This is a genomic window from Bacillus sp. 3255 (assembly GCF_031456485.1).
Lineage (GTDB): Bacteria > Bacillota > Bacilli > Paenibacillales > NBRC-103111 > Paenibacillus_E.
The window spans coordinates 44,337-61,799 of the sequence record NZ_JAVDUS010000033.1 but is presented as its reverse complement, the minus strand read 5'-3'; the positions used below and the strand labels follow the sequence as shown (position 1 = coordinate 61,799).

Annotated in this window: 16 protein-coding genes; 2 read left to right on the top strand and 14 right to left on the bottom strand. The window is 46.6% G+C overall.

The genetic code is table 11. The features are described from left to right. Positions 1-409 precede the first annotated feature (409 nt). Positions 410-943, top strand: a complete 534-nt coding sequence (locus J2X61_RS34710; RefSeq protein WP_310194936.1) for a DUF1572 family protein — start codon at positions 410-412, stop codon at positions 941-943. Then, complete coding sequence (locus tag J2X61_RS34705) at positions 915-1,472, top strand: GNAT family N-acetyltransferase (RefSeq protein WP_310194933.1); 558 nt, start codon at positions 915-917, stop codon at positions 1,470-1,472. The genes J2X61_RS34710 and J2X61_RS34705 overlap by 29 nt, the downstream gene beginning before the upstream one ends. A gap of 571 nt (positions 1,473-2,043) precedes the next feature. Here J2X61_RS34705 and J2X61_RS34700 read toward each other — a convergent pair. From J2X61_RS34700 to J2X61_RS34640, 14 genes are all read right to left on the bottom strand, one after another. After that, a complete protein-coding gene (locus J2X61_RS34700; RefSeq protein WP_310194930.1) occupies positions 2,044-2,370 on the bottom strand; it encodes a hypothetical protein in 327 nt (108 codons plus the stop codon). 459 nt (positions 2,371-2,829) lie between these two features. Beyond that, a complete protein-coding gene (locus J2X61_RS34695; RefSeq protein ID WP_310194925.1) occupies positions 2,830-3,516 on the bottom strand; it encodes a glycerophosphodiester phosphodiesterase in 687 nt (228 codons plus the stop codon). A 72-nt stretch (positions 3,517-3,588) separates the two neighbouring features. Beyond that, a complete protein-coding gene (locus J2X61_RS36555; RefSeq protein ID WP_396135536.1) occupies positions 3,589-3,735 on the bottom strand; it encodes a hypothetical protein in 147 nt (48 codons plus the stop codon). 31 nt (positions 3,736-3,766) lie between these two features. Then, positions 3,767-4,399 carry a sugar phosphate isomerase/epimerase family protein gene (locus tag J2X61_RS34690; protein WP_310194922.1) on the bottom strand — a complete coding sequence of 211 codons (633 nt, stop codon included), beginning with the start codon at positions 4,397-4,399 and terminating at the stop codon, positions 3,767-3,769. 43 nt (positions 4,400-4,442) lie between these two features. Beyond that, positions 4,443-6,110 carry a glycoside hydrolase family 3 protein gene (locus tag J2X61_RS34685; RefSeq protein ID WP_274473049.1) on the bottom strand — a complete coding sequence of 556 codons (1,668 nt, stop codon included), beginning with the start codon at positions 6,108-6,110 and terminating at the stop codon, positions 4,443-4,445. Between the two features lie 33 nt (positions 6,111-6,143). Then, entirely contained in the window at positions 6,144-7,772 is a 1,629-nt protein-coding gene (locus J2X61_RS34680) for a type 2 periplasmic-binding domain-containing protein (RefSeq protein WP_310194919.1), read from the bottom strand. A gap of 32 nt (positions 7,773-7,804) precedes the next feature. Further along, positions 7,805-8,692, bottom strand: coding sequence for a carbohydrate ABC transporter permease (locus tag J2X61_RS34675; RefSeq protein ID WP_274473047.1), 888 nt, complete (start codon positions 8,690-8,692; stop codon positions 7,805-7,807). A 15-nt stretch (positions 8,693-8,707) separates the two neighbouring features. Then, a complete protein-coding gene (locus J2X61_RS34670) occupies positions 8,708-9,691 on the bottom strand; it encodes an ABC transporter permease (RefSeq protein ID WP_379241229.1) in 984 nt (327 codons plus the stop codon). Positions 9,692-9,885: 194 nt separating this feature from the next. Continuing rightward, entirely contained in the window at positions 9,886-12,162 is a 2,277-nt protein-coding gene (locus J2X61_RS34665) for a helix-turn-helix domain-containing protein (RefSeq protein WP_310194916.1), read from the bottom strand. 209 nt (positions 12,163-12,371) lie between these two features. Beyond that, entirely contained in the window at positions 12,372-12,707 is a 336-nt protein-coding gene (locus J2X61_RS34660; RefSeq protein ID WP_274473044.1) for a YxeA family protein, read from the bottom strand. Between the two features lie 44 nt (positions 12,708-12,751). Further along, positions 12,752-14,617, bottom strand: a complete 1,866-nt coding sequence (locus tag J2X61_RS34655) for an ABC transporter permease (protein ID WP_310194913.1) — start codon at positions 14,615-14,617, stop codon at positions 12,752-12,754. Between the two features lie 85 nt (positions 14,618-14,702). Next, a complete protein-coding gene (locus tag J2X61_RS34650; protein WP_274473042.1) occupies positions 14,703-15,488 on the bottom strand; it encodes an ABC transporter ATP-binding protein in 786 nt (261 codons plus the stop codon). A 191-nt stretch (positions 15,489-15,679) separates the two neighbouring features. After that, positions 15,680-16,702 (bottom strand): sensor histidine kinase, encoded by a 1,023-nt coding sequence (locus tag J2X61_RS34645; RefSeq protein ID WP_310194910.1) that lies wholly within the window; start codon positions 16,700-16,702, stop codon positions 15,680-15,682. A 19-nt stretch (positions 16,703-16,721) separates the two neighbouring features. After that, complete coding sequence (locus J2X61_RS34640; RefSeq protein ID WP_310194907.1) at positions 16,722-17,405, bottom strand: response regulator; 684 nt, start codon at positions 17,403-17,405, stop codon at positions 16,722-16,724. Positions 17,406-17,463: the final 58 nt, after the last annotated feature.

The window sequence follows — 17,463 nt, the reverse complement described above, 5'->3', positions numbered from 1 at the left end:
TTGAATGTTGTCTGCTAAAAAGTATTTAAAGGTCAAAAGCTGAGAAAACGAGAGTATTTGAGAGCAAAGCGTTTCTCTATAGAGGGAGTTTAGTTGAAAATTAATCACGTTGAACGAATAGTTTATCGGATATCCCGTCCATCTGTTCTGTCTCGGGCCAACTGTTCTATTCGCTTGCGATTATAATACAGCATATGGGGGAAAAACGATGATCAACGAGAATTATTTGCTGATTTGTTTGTTTTTCGGTACGACTTTCCTGGTGATCCGAATTGGCGAGTCGGTCGTCCAGGCACGCTCTATGTAACCATCGTACCGACGGAGTCGGATATCGCCATCCAAATTGGAGGATTCGCGCATGTAACGATGGAAGGTAATCTGCGACTACCTGAAAGTTGGAGGGATTCCTTTGATTGAACTGATCAAATACATCATAGAAGATATGAACAAGCAGCTTGACCGAATCGAGAAGAGCTTAAATCAGCTAAGCGATGAACTCATTTGGACAAGAATGAAGGATTCCATGAACAGCATCGGGAATCTCATCTTGCATTTGGCAGGCAACGAATATCAGAATTTTGTGAGTGCTATCGGAATCAAGCCGTTCATCCGGGAGCGTACTCGCGAATTTACGACGGACGGGGGAACATCAAAAGAAGAGCTGATTAGTCTAATACGGAAAACCCGTTCCGAATCGGAAGAAGTGTTATCTGCCTTATCGAACGATGATTTGTTTCGGGAGGTCATCATTCGCTATGACCGCGATGATTGGAACCGAATGCACCGAGTGGATGCCACTGCCGACGAAACCTATGATACAAGAGTAATCGGCCGTCTGCTTATACAGGTGTCGGCACACTATGGATATCATGCGGGGCAGATCGTGGTTCTTGCCAAGATGCTGCAAGATACGAATGAACATGTTACTGGTCAATACCATTGAGGAAGGTAGGATTGTTGTGATCAAACTTGAACGCTTCGAACATATCGACTTTAAGCAACTAATCGATTGGATTGATTCGCCGAAATTTATGCTTCAATGGGGAGGAAGAACGTTTAGCTACCCTTTAACAGAACAACAATTAGAGAATTATATCCGTAGCGATACGCTAATTTATAGGGTTGTACTTGAAGAAAATGAAGAGGTTATTGGGCATATCAATTTAACGATTGATCGAATAAACAACTCGGGGAGATTAGGTAAGGTCTTAGTTGGGGAAAGAAACCTGAAAGGACATGGCATTGGGCAACTAATGGTACAGAAGGTTTTAAATATCGCTTTCGGACAATTGAAATTACATAGAGTCAGCCTCGGAGTATTTGATTTTAATCTTCCCGCGATTGCTTGTTACGAGAAGGCTGGGTTTGTAAAAGAAGGACTACTTCGAGAAGCACGAAAAGTTGACAACGAATTTTGGAATCTGTGGGAAATGAGCATTTTAGAAAAAGAATGGTTGTATAAAAGGAATTAATTTACAGTGTAGTATGGGCACCTCTCAAGGTGCTTTTCATTTTCGCCTTTATGATGATACGGTGAACCTTACCACAAATGACGCAAATTTTTGGTGAGAAGAACACTAAATGGTGTGAGTGCTTTAACTATAAGCTAGAAATTATGAAGGGAGGCGTGCGAGCGTTTTTGTGTTAAGCTCCCTCAGAGAATAAGGATTTCCTCACGAATGCTCGCTCATTCGTAGGATTTCACATGGATGTGAAAATAGGAGTTTAGATGATTTAATAGTGTAGGCTTTTCGGTCGTTTGAGGGCATGCGGAAATAGAAGGTGCCGATCTATTGACAACATCTTCCATACAAAAGCAATGCTGCACGTCTCTCTCCACAAGGTCCTCGGGATTCACTCTCCCAAATCTCAACGGGTCTATGCCCTTACATTCCTTCGTCCTATCTATTCAAGGTGTGGAGTCCGATCAACGTTAACGGAACGGGTCTATGCCCTAAAGCGTAAAAATCTCGGTACTCCGTGCTTTCTTTGTGAGATCCTGCGAATGAGCCAATTTACGTGTCAAATGTTACGGTTTACTTTTTATGCTGCTAATGGTAGCTGGGCCTTATCCATGGAGAATGTTTGTCCTTCTCTTGCCATGGCTACAAGCATCCGGGCTAGTTTCCCAATCAGCTTCATCATGGACTGCATTTTCGTCATTCGTTTCACTTCGGTATTGTGCGCATGCATGGCTTGGAAAGCTTCATTGAAAGATAACAGGTGAAACACAGTGAAGTAGAAATGCTTGCGCAGTAATGAGTTGCCTCGCTTGGTGAGCTGGTTCCTTATGGATGTGGGGCGTTTAGGGATCCCTGATGCTGGCCAGCGTCGGATCGGCCCGCGGGAATGGGATAAAGTTCTTGTCATTTATGGGATAAAGTTCTTGTCATCCGACAAAGAAATACTAGGTATACCAAGGCTTAAAATACAATTATGTACATATGTATAAAATACGGGTTTTGTGAAGTAGTTATAAATGAAATTCCGTTCATTGGAAAAATCTCTTATTGCTACGAGCCGTTCCGCGATTATTGAATGTTCTTTTCGCCACACAACTATATCATCGGACATTAACACTCCATCAAGTTTGTATCAGTCGTAGTCCAGAAATGCCGGCTTTGTTGGATCAGGTCCAAATCGGAATCCGACGGCGGTTGTGAGGTTAAATATCCGAGCTCTACGCGCCGGTGAATCTCCCGTACTTTCCGAAGTGTATCGGCGTTAAAGCAGATAAGGACTGCAGGTTTCCAGCATGCCGTGCCGGTCAATCAGCTGTCTCCGCGATTATTGAATGTTCTTTTTCGCCACACAACTATATATCGGACATTAACTCTCCATCAAGTTTGTATCAGTTGTTATGTAAGTAACCCCCGACTCGATAAAGGGCTCGGCATCTTCCCAGGAATTCACAGTCCATATCGAAACATCTATCCCTTTGGACAACAATCTTCGTACGTCCTCAGGTTTGATCGCCCTGTAGTCGTAGTCCAGAAATGCCGGCTTTACTTGTTGGATCAGGTCCAAATCGGAATCCGACGGCGGTTGTGACGTTAAATATCCGAGCTGTACTCGCCTGTGAATCTCCCGCACTTTCCGAAGTGTATCGGCGTTAAAGCAGATAAGACTGCAGGTTTCCAGCATGCCGTGCCGGTCAATCAGCTGAAGAAGCACTTCCAGATCCGCATCATGGTGGTATTCCTCTATTTCGACAAAGGCGTGCATCTGATAAGACTTACATATATCGAGTACTTCTTCCAAAGTCGGAATTCGCAGTCCGGAATGCGCTTCAATGCCGTTACCGGCCACGATGTTCAAGTTACGGATTTGATCATACGTATGATCCTTTGTTTTTCCCGTCCCATCCGTCATTCGGTCAACCGTTCGGTCGTGATGGACGATCCAATGGCCATCAATCGTGCAATACGTATCACATTCGATCCCCCAGAACCCCGATTGCCCCGCCAATTCGAAGGCGGCGATCGTATTCTCGGCGACATATTTCGGCTTAGACATGATTATACTCTCCTCCCCATCCGACGATGCTGTTCTGCCTTCTTTCTTCGTCCGTATACATCTTACTTTCCCCTAGCTTATGCTCATCAGATTTCGCCAATTGTCCATCAAACAGCGCGGATCAGGGTTTCTTACTTCATACATGAAAGGTCCTGAATATCCGGTTTCCGCTAAAGCATGGATGATTTCCTTCCAGTTCAGCACGCCCTCTCCGGGCATCCAATGCTTCTCATCCAATCCGTCGTTAATCCTAAATATGCGTCGTGATGATCCGGGAGCCGAGACTCCCGATAAAGGTCTCCGGTGTTTCTTTGAACAAATGATTGACATCGCAGCATATGCCAAGGCTAGGATGAACGGAGATGAGCGCCTCAATCTCTTGAATATTATTGCCGAGGCAAGTCCGCGGCAGGCATTCGACGGCGAGTCGCACCCCATGCGCCTCAGCTGCTGGAGCCAATCTTAGCAGCGATTCCTTGGCATAATCGAGCCGCTGTCCCCTCTCCTCAGGTGCGATCGGCTCGTAGCTCGGATGCAGAACTGCTTGGCGAATACCCCACTCTTGTGCAAGCGCCAGTATGCAAGTGACGCGTTCCAGTACCTTCTCTCGCTCGATAGAATCGATTAAGGAAATGTCCCAAGGGCTGCGGTAAGGAATATGAACCGACCAAATGTCGATTCCGCTTTCCCTTATGGCCTGCACGACTTTGTCGCAATGGGCTTTTGTAGCGGGATCGTGCGGCACATCCATAAATTTCGCCTGCCACGTTACTTCGACGCATGCGATTCCGGATTGTTTGAGCTGATGTAAGTCCGGTGGTGATATCAGGCTGATGGATAAGCCGACGGGCCATATTTTGGGGTCTGATGAGCCGATTTGCATCTGTGAGTCTCCATTCTTTGCTGATTTGATCTACAATTCGCCCTTATAATCCGTAACCGAACATATAATCTTCATTCACATCGACGGGCAGCTTGCCTCTCGCCTTCTTAGCTCCAAACAAGGCATCTACGGCCGCATCAATCGAATAATCACAGTCGTCATATGTACAAATGACGTTGCGCTGCCGCTCTATTTTCCGCAAAATATAGGGGCTGCCCAAGACAAGCAAAACAAAATCGGGATGACCCTCGCGGATACGTTCGATCATCTGGAGCTGACCTGGCGGCAACATGCCGCTTCCTTCCTTATAGCTGATGACGCGTATGAAAGCGGCATAAATCACATGATCGTATGCTGCGGAGCCGATCGCTTCGGTAACGGCTGCAAAATCCCGTTCGTCGGGAAGCTCATCGATCACGAGAAGATCGGTCTCAGCTCCATATCGTAAGCAGCTGCGGTGCAAGTATGCCGCTTTACCGGAGATTCGCGTTCCCATATCTTCAACTTCCTTCCCCTCGTCCTTGCTTCGGGAGGCGATAACCAACACTTTTGAACATGCATCCGGCTGAATAGGAAGATTTGCACTCTCTAATGCAGTGATGGAACGCGACGCGATTTCCTTAGCCAGCTCGATATGTTCATCGGATCCTAGCAGCTGTTCCGCTTCTTCCAGCTGAATCGGCTTATTCTCGAGCAATCCGAAACGTTCCTTCACATCCAAGATCCGCTTTACTGCCGTATCGATCAGCTCCAAACTCAGCTCTCCGGAACGGACAGCATTCATAATCGCATGGAAGGTGATCTCAGGATCTGACTGGTAATCCTGCAGAATGATATCATTCCCCGCTTGAACCGCCATGACGGCGGCCTTCTCAATGCCGTACTGCATCTTGATCGATTTCATCGTCAGACTATCCGAAACGATCAGCCCCGTGAAACCGAACTGCTCTCGAAGCAGCCCGGTCATCACGGATCTGGATAACGTCGCCGGCACAAGCGGCTCTCCCTCTGCCAGCAAAGCGGGATATAGAATATGAGCTGTCATGATACCCATCATCCCACGCTTAATCAATTCACGAAACGGACGCAGCTCTACGTTCATCAAATGATCGAAATCACGCTCCACGATTGGCATAGAGACGTGCGAATCGATCTTCGTATCCCCGTGACCCGGAAAATGTTTGCCGTTCGGAATGACGCCCGCCTCTTGCATTCCCTGCACATAAGCAGCGCCCAGCTCGATGACGACGTCGGTTCGGTCGCTGATCGCCCGCGTGCTAATAATCGGGTTATCCGGATTGGAATTGACGTCAAGCACCGGATTGCTGATCATACCGAAGCCGACGGCTCTCGCTTCCTTGCCGATCGCTAATCCCATCCGATAAGCAAGCTCGCTTGAACCTGAGGCTCCAAGAGCCATCATGCTCGGAAACGAAGTGCCGACCTTCAAGTTATGCCGCAGCCCTCTCTCCGCATCGGAGAACAACAACAGCGGGATTTGTGACTGTCCCAAATAGTCGTTCACCGTATCCACGAGGCCGTTCAACTGTTCAAATTTGTGAAGCAGGAGGACTGAGCCTACCGTTCCGATCCGGCCGGATGAAAGTGAACTGCGAACCGAATCTTCGAACCGTGAAGCCCGGACACATATCATTTGCCCGATTTTTTGCTCCAAATTCATATGCTGAAACCATTGTTCGGATGTTTGCATGACCCAATCTCCCATCATTGACCGCAAAATCGGTTACTTGATCGCGTTATAACGGTTATACGCATCTTGGTATACTTTGACCAATTTGTCCAGATTCATTTCTTTTAGCTTCTTCACATAGCTGTCCCACTCTTCGTCAATGCCTCCCTGCACGAGCCATTTGGCTTGCATTTTCTTGACATAAGCATCGATATCGGTAAAGTAGCGGCTGCGTGCTTCCGTTTCTTCCTCGCTGAAATACAGGTTAGGGAAAATATTTTTATCCAAATAAGGCTGCAATAATTTATCCATATCGCCTTTTTCATACGGCTTGCCGACGACTTTAGGCGAGTCGTTCGTTTTGGCAAACACGGAGGTCGAGCCTGGGGAAACCGTATGTCTGAATTCGTTCGCATTCACGCCGCTTGGCGGATCGATTGTTGTGAGCGTACCGTCTCCGTTATCCTTAATCACGGTGCCAATCGTTCCATTCACCGCTTCCAAACTTACTCGAGGATCATACATATAATCGATCCAGCGCATCGTTATTTCCGGATTCTTGTTGTTGGAAGTAATGGCAAATGCGCCTTTGCTCAAAATTCCCGCTGAGTAGCTGTTCCAAATCTGCTTGCCGTCCGGACCTTTCAACGGCATGACCGGAACGAAGTTAGCGGCCTGATCGGGGTCCATATACGTCGAAGCCGTCCAGGCTACATAGGAACCGACATTGCTATCCTTGCTTCTGAGCTTGGAACCGTATACCTTCTCGTCATGCGTTAGCGATTCCGGATCAACCAAGCCTTCGGCGAACAATTTATGGAAGAATTTCGTTGCTTCCTTGTACTCGGGCTGTACCGCCGTGTAAACGACTTGGTCGCCCTTCATAATGATGTGATCCTGTTTGTCGAGCAAACCGAATGAACCATACAGCGAATAGATGCCTTGAATCGCATGTACCCTGTAGGAGAACGGTACTTCATCCTTTTTGCCGTTGCCGTTCATATCGTTGTCCTTGAATGCTTTGAGCGTTTTGTAAAATTCATCCGGCGTCGTAGGAATCGGCAGCTTGAGCTGATCCAACCACTTCTTATTGACGAATAGCATATCTTTGGATGTAGGATAGGTGCCGTCAATCGTTGGTAACGAATAAATATGACCGTTCGGCGCCGTCATATCTTTTTTGTAGCCTGGATTCGCATCCAGTATTTTCTTCAAATTGGGCGCATATTTGTTAATGAGCTCTTCCAACGGAATGAACAAGCCTTGATAACCGTATTTCACCACTTCATCGTTATCAAGAATGTAATGACCGTAGAAGGCATCGGGCAGGTCGCCGCTGGCGAACATCAGGTTTTTCTTCTCTTTGAAACCGTTCGCATCATTCATTTGCCAGTCTACATGGACGTTTGTTTTCTCTTCCAGGCTCTTAAAGAACGGCAGCTCGCCAAATGGCTTCTGTCCGGCAATACCGTAAAGACCGGCAATCTTGAGAGTGACTTTGTCCTTGACGATCGGTAATCCGGTTGCGCTCATATTCGACGATGCCTTAGGCGGCTGTTTCGTATCCGTCTGGCCGCCGCTGTCGCTGCTGTTGTTGGCGCTTTCGCTGGAGCAGCCGCTAAGCAGCACTCCCAACGCCACAGCCAGCGTCACACTTCCATGTGCCCATTTATTCATCTTCATATTGACCCATCCCTCCAAATAATTGAAAGTTCTTACCCCTTCAGTGAGCCTATCATGACGCCTTTAATGAAATACTTTTGCAGAAAAGGATAAAGGACCAATACCGGCAGACTCGATACGATAATGACACCGTATTTCATCGTTTCAGCCATCCTGACCACATCCGCCTGATTGACCAGTCCGTCCACCATGTTCTCAGAGGCTTCGTTGCTGATCAGAATTTTGCGGAGAATGATTTGAAGGGGCTGAAGCGAGTCCTCCTTCAAGTAAATCAACGCCTGGAAATACGAGTTCCAATGACCTACGGCGCTGAACAGCACCATGACTGCGACGATAGGCAGTGAGACGGGAATCACAATTTGCAGAAAAAACCTGGTATTGGAACAGCCGTCCACTTTGGCCGCTTCCAGCAGCTCCGCCGGCATCGTGCTCTGGAAGAAGGTTCTCGCGATGATAATGTTATAGGCCGAGACCGCATTCGGGAGAATCATGACCCAGATTGTGTTGAGCATTCCCAAGCTTTTGATGAGCAAATACGAAGGAATGAGACCGCCGCTGAAAAACATCGTAAACACGATGACTAACATGAAGATCCCGCGGCCCGCAAGATCCGATCTGGAGAGCGCGTAACCCGCAGTCAAGGTAAGTATGACGTTCAGACAAGTACCGAGAACGGTATATATCAAGGAATTACGGTAACCAAGCCAGATACTTGCATCGCCAAATATTCTGCGGTATCCTTCCAAGGTTATCCCTTTGGGGAACAAGGCAACATCGCCCACATTCACAAGATCCGGGTTGCTGATGGAGGCGATCACTACGAAATACAGCGGGTATAACACAGCCAGCAGAAGAAGAGACAGAATCACGTACATACATGCGTCAAACCATTTGTCGGCTGCCGTGCGGCTGATAACCATCGGAGCTCTCCTCCCTTACCATAGGCTGGCCTGCTTTGTTTTTCTCGCTATTTGATTGACTGAGATCAGCAGAATAAAGTTGACGACAGAATTGAATAAACCAATGGCGGCCGAATAACTGAACTGGGCGTTCAACAAACCCGCTCTGTACACGTACGTTTGAATGATTTCTGATGCGTCAATATTCAGCTGATTTTGCATGAGATATACTTTTTCGAAACCGACACTCATCAGATGCCCGACGTTCAAGATCAGTAGAATCACAATCGTAGGCAGGATGGCAGGCAAATCAATGTGGCGTATCCGCTGCATCTTGTTCGCTCCGTCTACAACGGCAGCCTCGTGGAGATCGGGATTCACGCCGGACAATGCCGCCAAATAGATGATGGCCGACCATCCGAGATTTTGCCAGATGCCGGAGAATACATAAATCGTTTTAAACCATTCCGGCTTAGCCATAAAGAAGGTAGGCTCCATGCCCAGACCCGCTAAGGCATGATTGACTAATCCGTGCTTCGGAGACAGGAACAAATACAACATTCCGACCACGACAACGACGGAAATAAAATGCGGCGCATAAGTTACTGTTTGCACAATTTTCTTGAATCGTTCGTTGGCCACCTGATTAAGCAATAGCGCGAGCAGGATCGGGGCCGGAAAAGCGACCGCCAGCTCAAATAAGTTGATTCCCAGCGTATTCCTCAAAACGGTAATAAATTGATACGATTCAAAAAAACGCTGAAAATGCTCAATACCGACCCAGGGGCTTCCCGTGACTCCCTTAACTGCAATGAAATTTTTGAAAGCGATCTGAACACCATACATCGGCACATAATGAAACAAGATAAAGTAAACCATGGTGGGAAGCAAAAAAAGATACAGCTCATAGTTTTGCAATACTTTGAACAGATTTGATTTCTTCTTTCGAACAACCTGGATGGTCGGTTCTGCATTCGCTGGATTTGAATTTGTAACAAGTCTCACCGACACTCTCTGTATCCCCCCTCACTGTTTATCCGTGCTTGCCTTTTTATTGTAAGTACATCCCAAGTCGAGGTATATAAGCGCTTTCAATTCGGATGTGCAATAGATGACAAATAGGCAAAACCCTTGATTTATCAAGGCATTTCGTGCTATCCCTCGGCGTAAATATGCGATTCATGTGTGAATATGCGAAAAAAGAACCGGTTGTCTCAACCGGTTCCCGATCCGCTTTCCTGCTTCCGCAGCATCTTGCGATATTCACCCGGCGTGACGCCGACCTCTGCTTTGAACTTGCGGATAAAGCTTGACGTATCGAAATAGCCGACCTGCTGCACGATGTCTTTGATTGAGGCATTACTTTCCCTGAGCAGCCGTTTGGCGTTATTGATGCGGATTAAATTCATATAATCGGTAATCGTTTGACCGGTGTGCTCTTTAAACAAACGGCTCACATAAGAGGCTGAAAGTGAAAAATGATCGGCCATCATTTGCACGGAAAAGCCGGAATAGTCGTAACGCTGCTGCATGTAATCTGTCATAGCGTAGATGTGACGCTCCGCAGGATCTCGATGATGCTGCTCCATAGCGTGGCAAACGTCGATACAAGCCTTCGAGACAAGCTCGACCAGCTCTTCGACGGTATGGAATTCCATCAACGTCAACACATCGGGAAGCTTCTCGGTGATGCCGGGAAATTCGCTTTTCATCTCATTCAATGTTTTCATAACCGTATGGATAATATCAAAGCATAAACATCTGACGACAAACAGCGTCGTACCGCCTTGCTTAATCTGATGGACAAAATGCGTAAGCGCATCGACGATTTGCCGGGTTTGTCCCTCCCGCAGCCAATAGCTTAAATTTTCCAAATTGTAATTTGCGTCGTACAGCGTTGAGAAATGATCGGATGTCAGGTCGCGGAACGATATGATTTGGCCCATCCCTTTGATCAGTTTGTAATCGATCGCAGTCGAAGCCTCAATAAATGATCGACCGATCTGCTTCAATTCCTCGTACAGTTGGCCCACACCGCAAGTTAGCTTGATTCCGAGATCTCGGTACACGGCATTGTGCCACTCTTGCAGCCAAACGGAGAGCTGCTGAGGCGTGTGGTCGGTTGATACAAGGAAAGTTATCCGGTTGTTATCAATGGATTCCTTGTAATAAACGGTCATCCCGCTACTTGAGCAGTCCGCGACGGATTCCGCAAGCAGCTGCTTCGTATCGGGATTTGCTCCTGCACCTTCCACGACAAAGACACAGTAAGCCGCATGCCCGAATTCGAAACCGACTTCTTTGCACCGCTCGTCCAGCTGCTCCCTCGTCTCCACTTCCCCTTTCAGCAGGCTGAGCAGCATATGGTCGACAATGGCTGAACGGTTGTTCTCCCACTTTTCCCCAAGCTCCCGATTGGAGCGCATCGTCCTGTCGATTAACGTACGGACCGCTTCCAGCTCGTTCATGATCATAAGCGACTTCCCCAAATGGCTTTCCGCCAGCTGTGCGAGCTTTTTGATCGGATGATAATTGTAGCGCAGTGCGAAGTAAATCGCTACACTGCCAATTATCAAAATGATGAACAGCGTGCGCATCCATTGGGAGACGACGATGTCGATCGGCTTCATGACGTCGGAAACCGGCATGATATTCACATATGTCCACCCAGTCTGTTCAGACTTCATGCGGGAGACGAAATAGTTCACTTTGTCCAGCTTTTCCACGGAAAACATGCCGTTGGCCGACACGAGGAGCGGGTACAAGTCCTCGTCTTTGACATGTGAGTCGCCCTTATAGGAGGTGACGATGCGATTTCTCTCATCCATAATAACCGTATTTCCCGTTCTGGGATATTCATCGGCTTTCAAATAAAGAAGCAGCGAACTCTCTTTAATCAAAAACAACACGGTTCCGTAAGGGTGAAGGCTCCCCAGCGGGATCGGCAGCGCATAGCTAATGAACCGCTCGTTGGAAGCACCCATGAAGTTGACGTCCTCCGCGGGACGGAGCATCGGTTTCGTCAAAGTGTCCATTTCTTCCCGAAACTGCGCCTCCGTCCAAAAACGGTAATGATAAATATCGTTAATGAAGGTTGGAATACGGTAAGTGCTTACGGAGGAATATAGCAACGGTTCTCCCCTTACGTAAAAAAGCACTTCGTGAATAAAATCGTTCGATACGCGATAATCGAGCAGCGTCTTCGCCTGGTATGCGCCGTAGAAATCTTTGGTTACCGCATAAGGGGTCAGATCGGGATTCGTCTCGATCCTTGCCGCGATTTTATTCATTTCGATGATTTTCGTATCAACGCCTTCACCGAGCTGGCTCAGCATCTCTTGGTTCATCTTCTCAACGTAGTGGTTGACCGTTTGCTTCAACTGAAGCGATCCGTAATAGCCTAATAGACCGAGCGGGATTAGCAAAATGACGAAATATGAGAACAGATATCTATAAAAGACTTGTGCTTTGGTAATCATTCCTTTTGTCATATGCTCCCTTTACATCCAAAATAATTATTGTTAATTTTATCAAATTCAAAGGAGAATGTGTATACGCTTTCATATTTTATTTGTAGAATAAGACGACCGCTTTCACTATTTATATAAAACCACATATTGTAACCTTGCTACCCTATAGATTAATAACAAAAAGAGCAGCTGCCGCGGTGGCAAACTGCTCTCTGAATAGTTCTTTTCTTTTACCATTTGATTGCAGAAGGTACTTCTTCCGGATTGATCTTTTCCCATTCTTGTACATAGGCTCCCTTGGCCAATACCTTCAGATAGGTCCCCTTAGGAAGTTCTGTACTGGCTGTAAAATTAACATTTTCCTTGTCACCTTCCGCATTGTACCCGGTAAGTTTATACTCTACTCGCCCATGATTAGGCACGGGGGCTTGATTGATTTGGACATAGACATAGGCTTTTGTCAGAAACGGGTTAAATCGGTCTACCACATCCTTGTACAACACTATAAATACGACGGCCAGCATGACAACGACCAATGTCATTACGGGGACTCTTCTATTTTTCATGAATGAAATTCTCCTTTACAATGACCGGATGCGTGCATTAGGCACTACATGGCATTCTGAACGATTTTTTTGTAATAACCGATAGTTAACAAGATAAATACGATATATATCAATAGGTACACACCCATGGCTATCGCAGACGGCACGGCTATATTTGAGACTACGGCTATGGAGACTGTTTTCACGGCAAATATAGCGTGTGAAATCCCAATAACAAGAGGTATGGCAAAAACAAATAGCTGCTTACGTACAATGCCTTTCATGATGTCCTTTGTCTCAAAGCCGAGCTGTCTCAACGTAATAAAGCTGCTCTTCTCCTGATCCGCTTCCGTCATTTGTTTGAAATACAGGATACTGCCGGTTGAAATCAGAAAGAGGAGTCCCAGAAATCCGGCTATGAAGATAAACATTCCAAAATCTTGGAGTGCATTGCGGTATTGCCTCTCATAATCAGAAACAAAGTCTCCTTTAGCCACATATTTCGCATAAACATCCGAGGCCTTGACACGCTGTTCTTTGTCCGGTACCTGGAACGTATCGAGAGTTATCGTTTCGTATCGGGGATATCGTCTCGTCTTCTCCTCTTCATACTGCGGAGAAGCTATCATCCTCTCTTTGAGTTCCCGTACAGTTGACTCTGATGTTACAAGTTGAAGACCGTATACGTCATAATTCATAGCATATCTCTCTATAAGCCCCAGCACCTGAGGCCCTTTCTCGCTTCCGGACAGATTCAGCTCAACCTCTTTAGGAAAATTCGTATATTTCTGCCCTGCTATCGATGATTCGAGTTTTGCCCTTCCGTTATAAATAACGGCTTCCCCGGGTTGAGGGACCTTCATGTCCGCTCCAGCATTCTGAAGCTGTTCCGCTGGCAGAAAAAGCAATTCGTCATCTTCAACGAAGGCATGATCGGAATGATCACGGATCGTGCCCACCAGCTTCACGGCTTCTACCTGCTTATGAACGAAGCGTATCCCTTCACTATTCATCTCCTCACTGAACATCTTTGCATTCGTCTCGCCATTCTGAATAACGAAATCATACGGAAACGCGATGCGCGTGTCATTTCCAGCGGAAACATAGATCGAATAAGCTACCGCCACCATCGTAAGGGTCATTGCCGAGAGTACGGTGATCAAAGTTAGTGAATTAGCTTGCGCTTTCATCCTGTGCATGAGGGGGGCTAGCGACAAAGCAAACTTCAGCTCGAGATGTCCGTTGACACCTCTTCGATACCGATAGAAGAGCCAACTAATCGTGACGCGGAACAACAGATACGTACCTGCAATTGTTGAAACGAGAATCAGGAACATGTCCAAGAGCAATGTGTCGTCCGACAAATGCCCCGAATGTTGATAACCGTACGCGATGAGCGCTATGGCGAGCAGCGCGAGGATCGCGGCCGCGATGGATGTAGGCTTGGCAGGATGCTCGTTTTGTTTCTCCGCATGAAACAGGTCAATCAACGTATTGCGATATACCTTTCGTAGCATCTGTATGGAAGTGATCACGATCAGCGCGGCAAAAACGGCGACCGTTTGTGTAACACCCGATAGGGAGAACTTCACTGAGACTATTCCTTCGAAACCCAAAAGTTTAATAAGAAGCAGCAGGAAGATCCGGTATACAAGGGCTCCGCAGCCGATCCCGAATAGAAGTGCCCCGAAGCCAAGAAGAGCGTTTTCAATAAGGAGGAATCGTGCGACCCCTCTTTTCGTCAAGCCGATCAACTGATACAACCCGATTTCTTTGCTCCGCCGGCTCAAAAAGAGACTGTTCGCATAGACCGTGAACACAGCCACAATAAGCAGTAGCATCAAGCTGGCCGATTGAAATGAACTTGAAAATCTAGCGTTTTTCTCTATATTCGCGATAATGGATGCGTCATGCTGCAATGTGGCAAACACAAAATAGAGACTCGTGCTGAAAATAAGCGCGAAAAAATAAAGATAATAATGTTTGATATTTTTTCGCATACTACGAATCACTAGCTCAAATAACGTCAACGGTGTCACCCCCAAGGACGGCTTGGACATCCATAATTTCTTTGAAGAAGGACGGCCTCGTTTTATTGCCACGGTAGATTTCCGAGTAAATCAAGCCGTCTTTCAAAAAGATTACACGGCTGCAATAGCTGGAGGCCACAGGATCATGCGTCACCATCACAATTGTACCTAACCGTTCTTTATTGAGTTCCGCAATGGTATCTAATAAAGCAGAGGCGGATTTGGAGTCAAGGGCGCCTGTCGGTTCATCGGCGAATACCATGGCAGGCCGATGGATGAGAGCGCGGCTGGCCGAAGTCCTCTGTTTTTGGCCGCCAGATAGTTCATGCGGATATTTGTGCTCCAGGCCTTCGATACCAAGGGATTGGGTAATAGCCTTGAATTCTTCTTCCGCCGCCGTTCGGTTCCTTCTCCCGAGGGAAATGGGAAGAAGAATATTTTCCTTAACCGTCAACGTATCTAGCAGATTATAGTCTTGGAAGATAAACCCCAATTTGTTGCGGCGAAAAGAAGACAACTCGGCGTCCTTCATTTTGGACACATCGGCATCCTCGATGAAGATCGTCCCATCTGTCGGGCGGTCAATCGTAGCAAGCACATTAAGTAAAGTCGTCTTACCTGATCCCGACGGCCCCATGATCCCCACGAATTCCCCCTCTGTGACACGAAGGTCGATTCCCTTTAAAACCTCCTGAACGCTGCCTTTTTTACCATAGGATTTATGAACGTTCTGCGCATGCAGCATTGTTTTTGGCGATTGAATTGTATTCATATCAGACCTCCATATTGGATTTATCCTTATTGTAAGACGTACATCCGGTTGCGTCGCACGTATTAGATGATATTTGATAGGCGGTATGTTACATTATTGTCATATTGCTGTGATTTCATTGCTGTAATTGGATTTAAAAAAGCAGGCGGGAAAATCCCCGACTGCATAGTAGGTTTACATAGCTCGAACTTTTATTCCCGGAATGCCTCGAAGTCATTCTTAGTTGAGAAAATCATTCTCATAACGGTTCCATTCGTTTGACCGGATTGTGCGTCGAGCGTAATACCGATCATCGTTGCGACGTTCCGTGCCAGATACAGGCCAAGGCCAGTTGCCGCATTGTAAATTCTCCCGTTTCCCCCCGTGAAACCTTTGTCAAAAATACGGGGAAGATCATGCGCCGGAATCCCAGGTCCCTCGTCCTTCATGTACAGGATGACATTGCCTGCGGGCAATATTTCAGTCGATATAAGGAGGGTTCCGCCTTCGGGACTATATTTCACGGCATTCATCAGTAGCTGCCGAATGATAAACCGGCACCATTTGATATCGGTTATCACCTCAGCCTCTTCCCCTTTGAATTCGACTGCAATGTTCTTCTCCATACACCAAGAGGCTAAATCACGGACTTCTTTCGCCACAAGTCGCTGAATGTATGTTTTTTCTAGCACATAATCCGACCGCAGCGTAGGCATTCGCGATATATACAGCTGCCGATCGACGAGTAAATAAATCCGCAACCACTCTGCTTCTATTTTTTGCATGATCCGGACGTGTTGATTTGCATCGATAATTAATTTCATAGCAGTAAGTGGCGCCTTGATTTCATGCACCCAGGATGCGATATAGTCGCTTTCCATCTTATGCGTGGTGTTCATATCCGACAGTTTTTGTTTATGGAACCGGTTCACGGCATACAAAGCTTCACTTACGATCTTATCCCGCGCATGTACGGGAGTGGGTAAGGCTTCAAGCCAATTGTCGCTCATGTCTCTAGTGCGTGCCTCAAGCATGCGAAGATAATGCATTTCTTTCAGGTAGCGCCATAGGAAGAAGATGATAAACGTAATCAGTAATACCGAATCCAAATAAACAATCGAACCGATCTGTAAGGCAATTCCTTTATCTAGTAGAAGGAGTACATTCGTTAATCCAATTAGTATAGCAAACATTAGAATCCAGCTTTTCATACTGCTAACATAACGTAAAAACATCTATGGGTTTCACCTTCCCCTATAAAGTGGCCGCCATGTAGCCTAAGCCTTTTTTCGTAACAATGGCTTCTTCCAATTGAAGGAGCGCCAGCTTCTGGCGTAAACGTGTAATATTCGCAGTGAGTGTATTGTCATTGACGAAGTGCTCGTCCTCCCATAGCTTTCTTATAAGCTCATGCCGCGATATGATTTCATTCTTCGCTTTAATAAGAGTCGAGAGAATAAAAAATTCGTTCTTCGTGAGCTCAACGTCCGTTCCATCCTTACGAATCACGCCGCGATTCATAAGTAATACGGCACCGTTCCATTCAATTACATCAGCCGCCTCTTCCCCATAGGCATAAGTGCGGCGAAGTAAAGCCTGAATTTTCGCAAGCAGGACATCGATATTGAACGGTTTCTGAATATAGTCATCTGCTCCCATGTTCATGGCCATGACCATATCCATCGGATGATCCCTTGACGATAAAAAGAGAATGGGGACCTTCGAAATAGCACGAATCTCCCGGCACCAGTGAAAGCCATCAAACTTTGGAAGTTGGATATCCAGGATGACAAGCTGAGGCTGACTGTTTACAAAATCACATCGTATGTCCTCGAAATTATGGGGTCCTGTGACATGCAGAGACCATTTCTCCAGCCTTTCTTTCAGTAAATTAAATATGGAGGCATCGTCCTCGACGATGAAAATATTCATATTCATTCAAGCTGCACACCTTTCTACCACTTTCTTTATACTCGGATAACAGGATTATTGTACC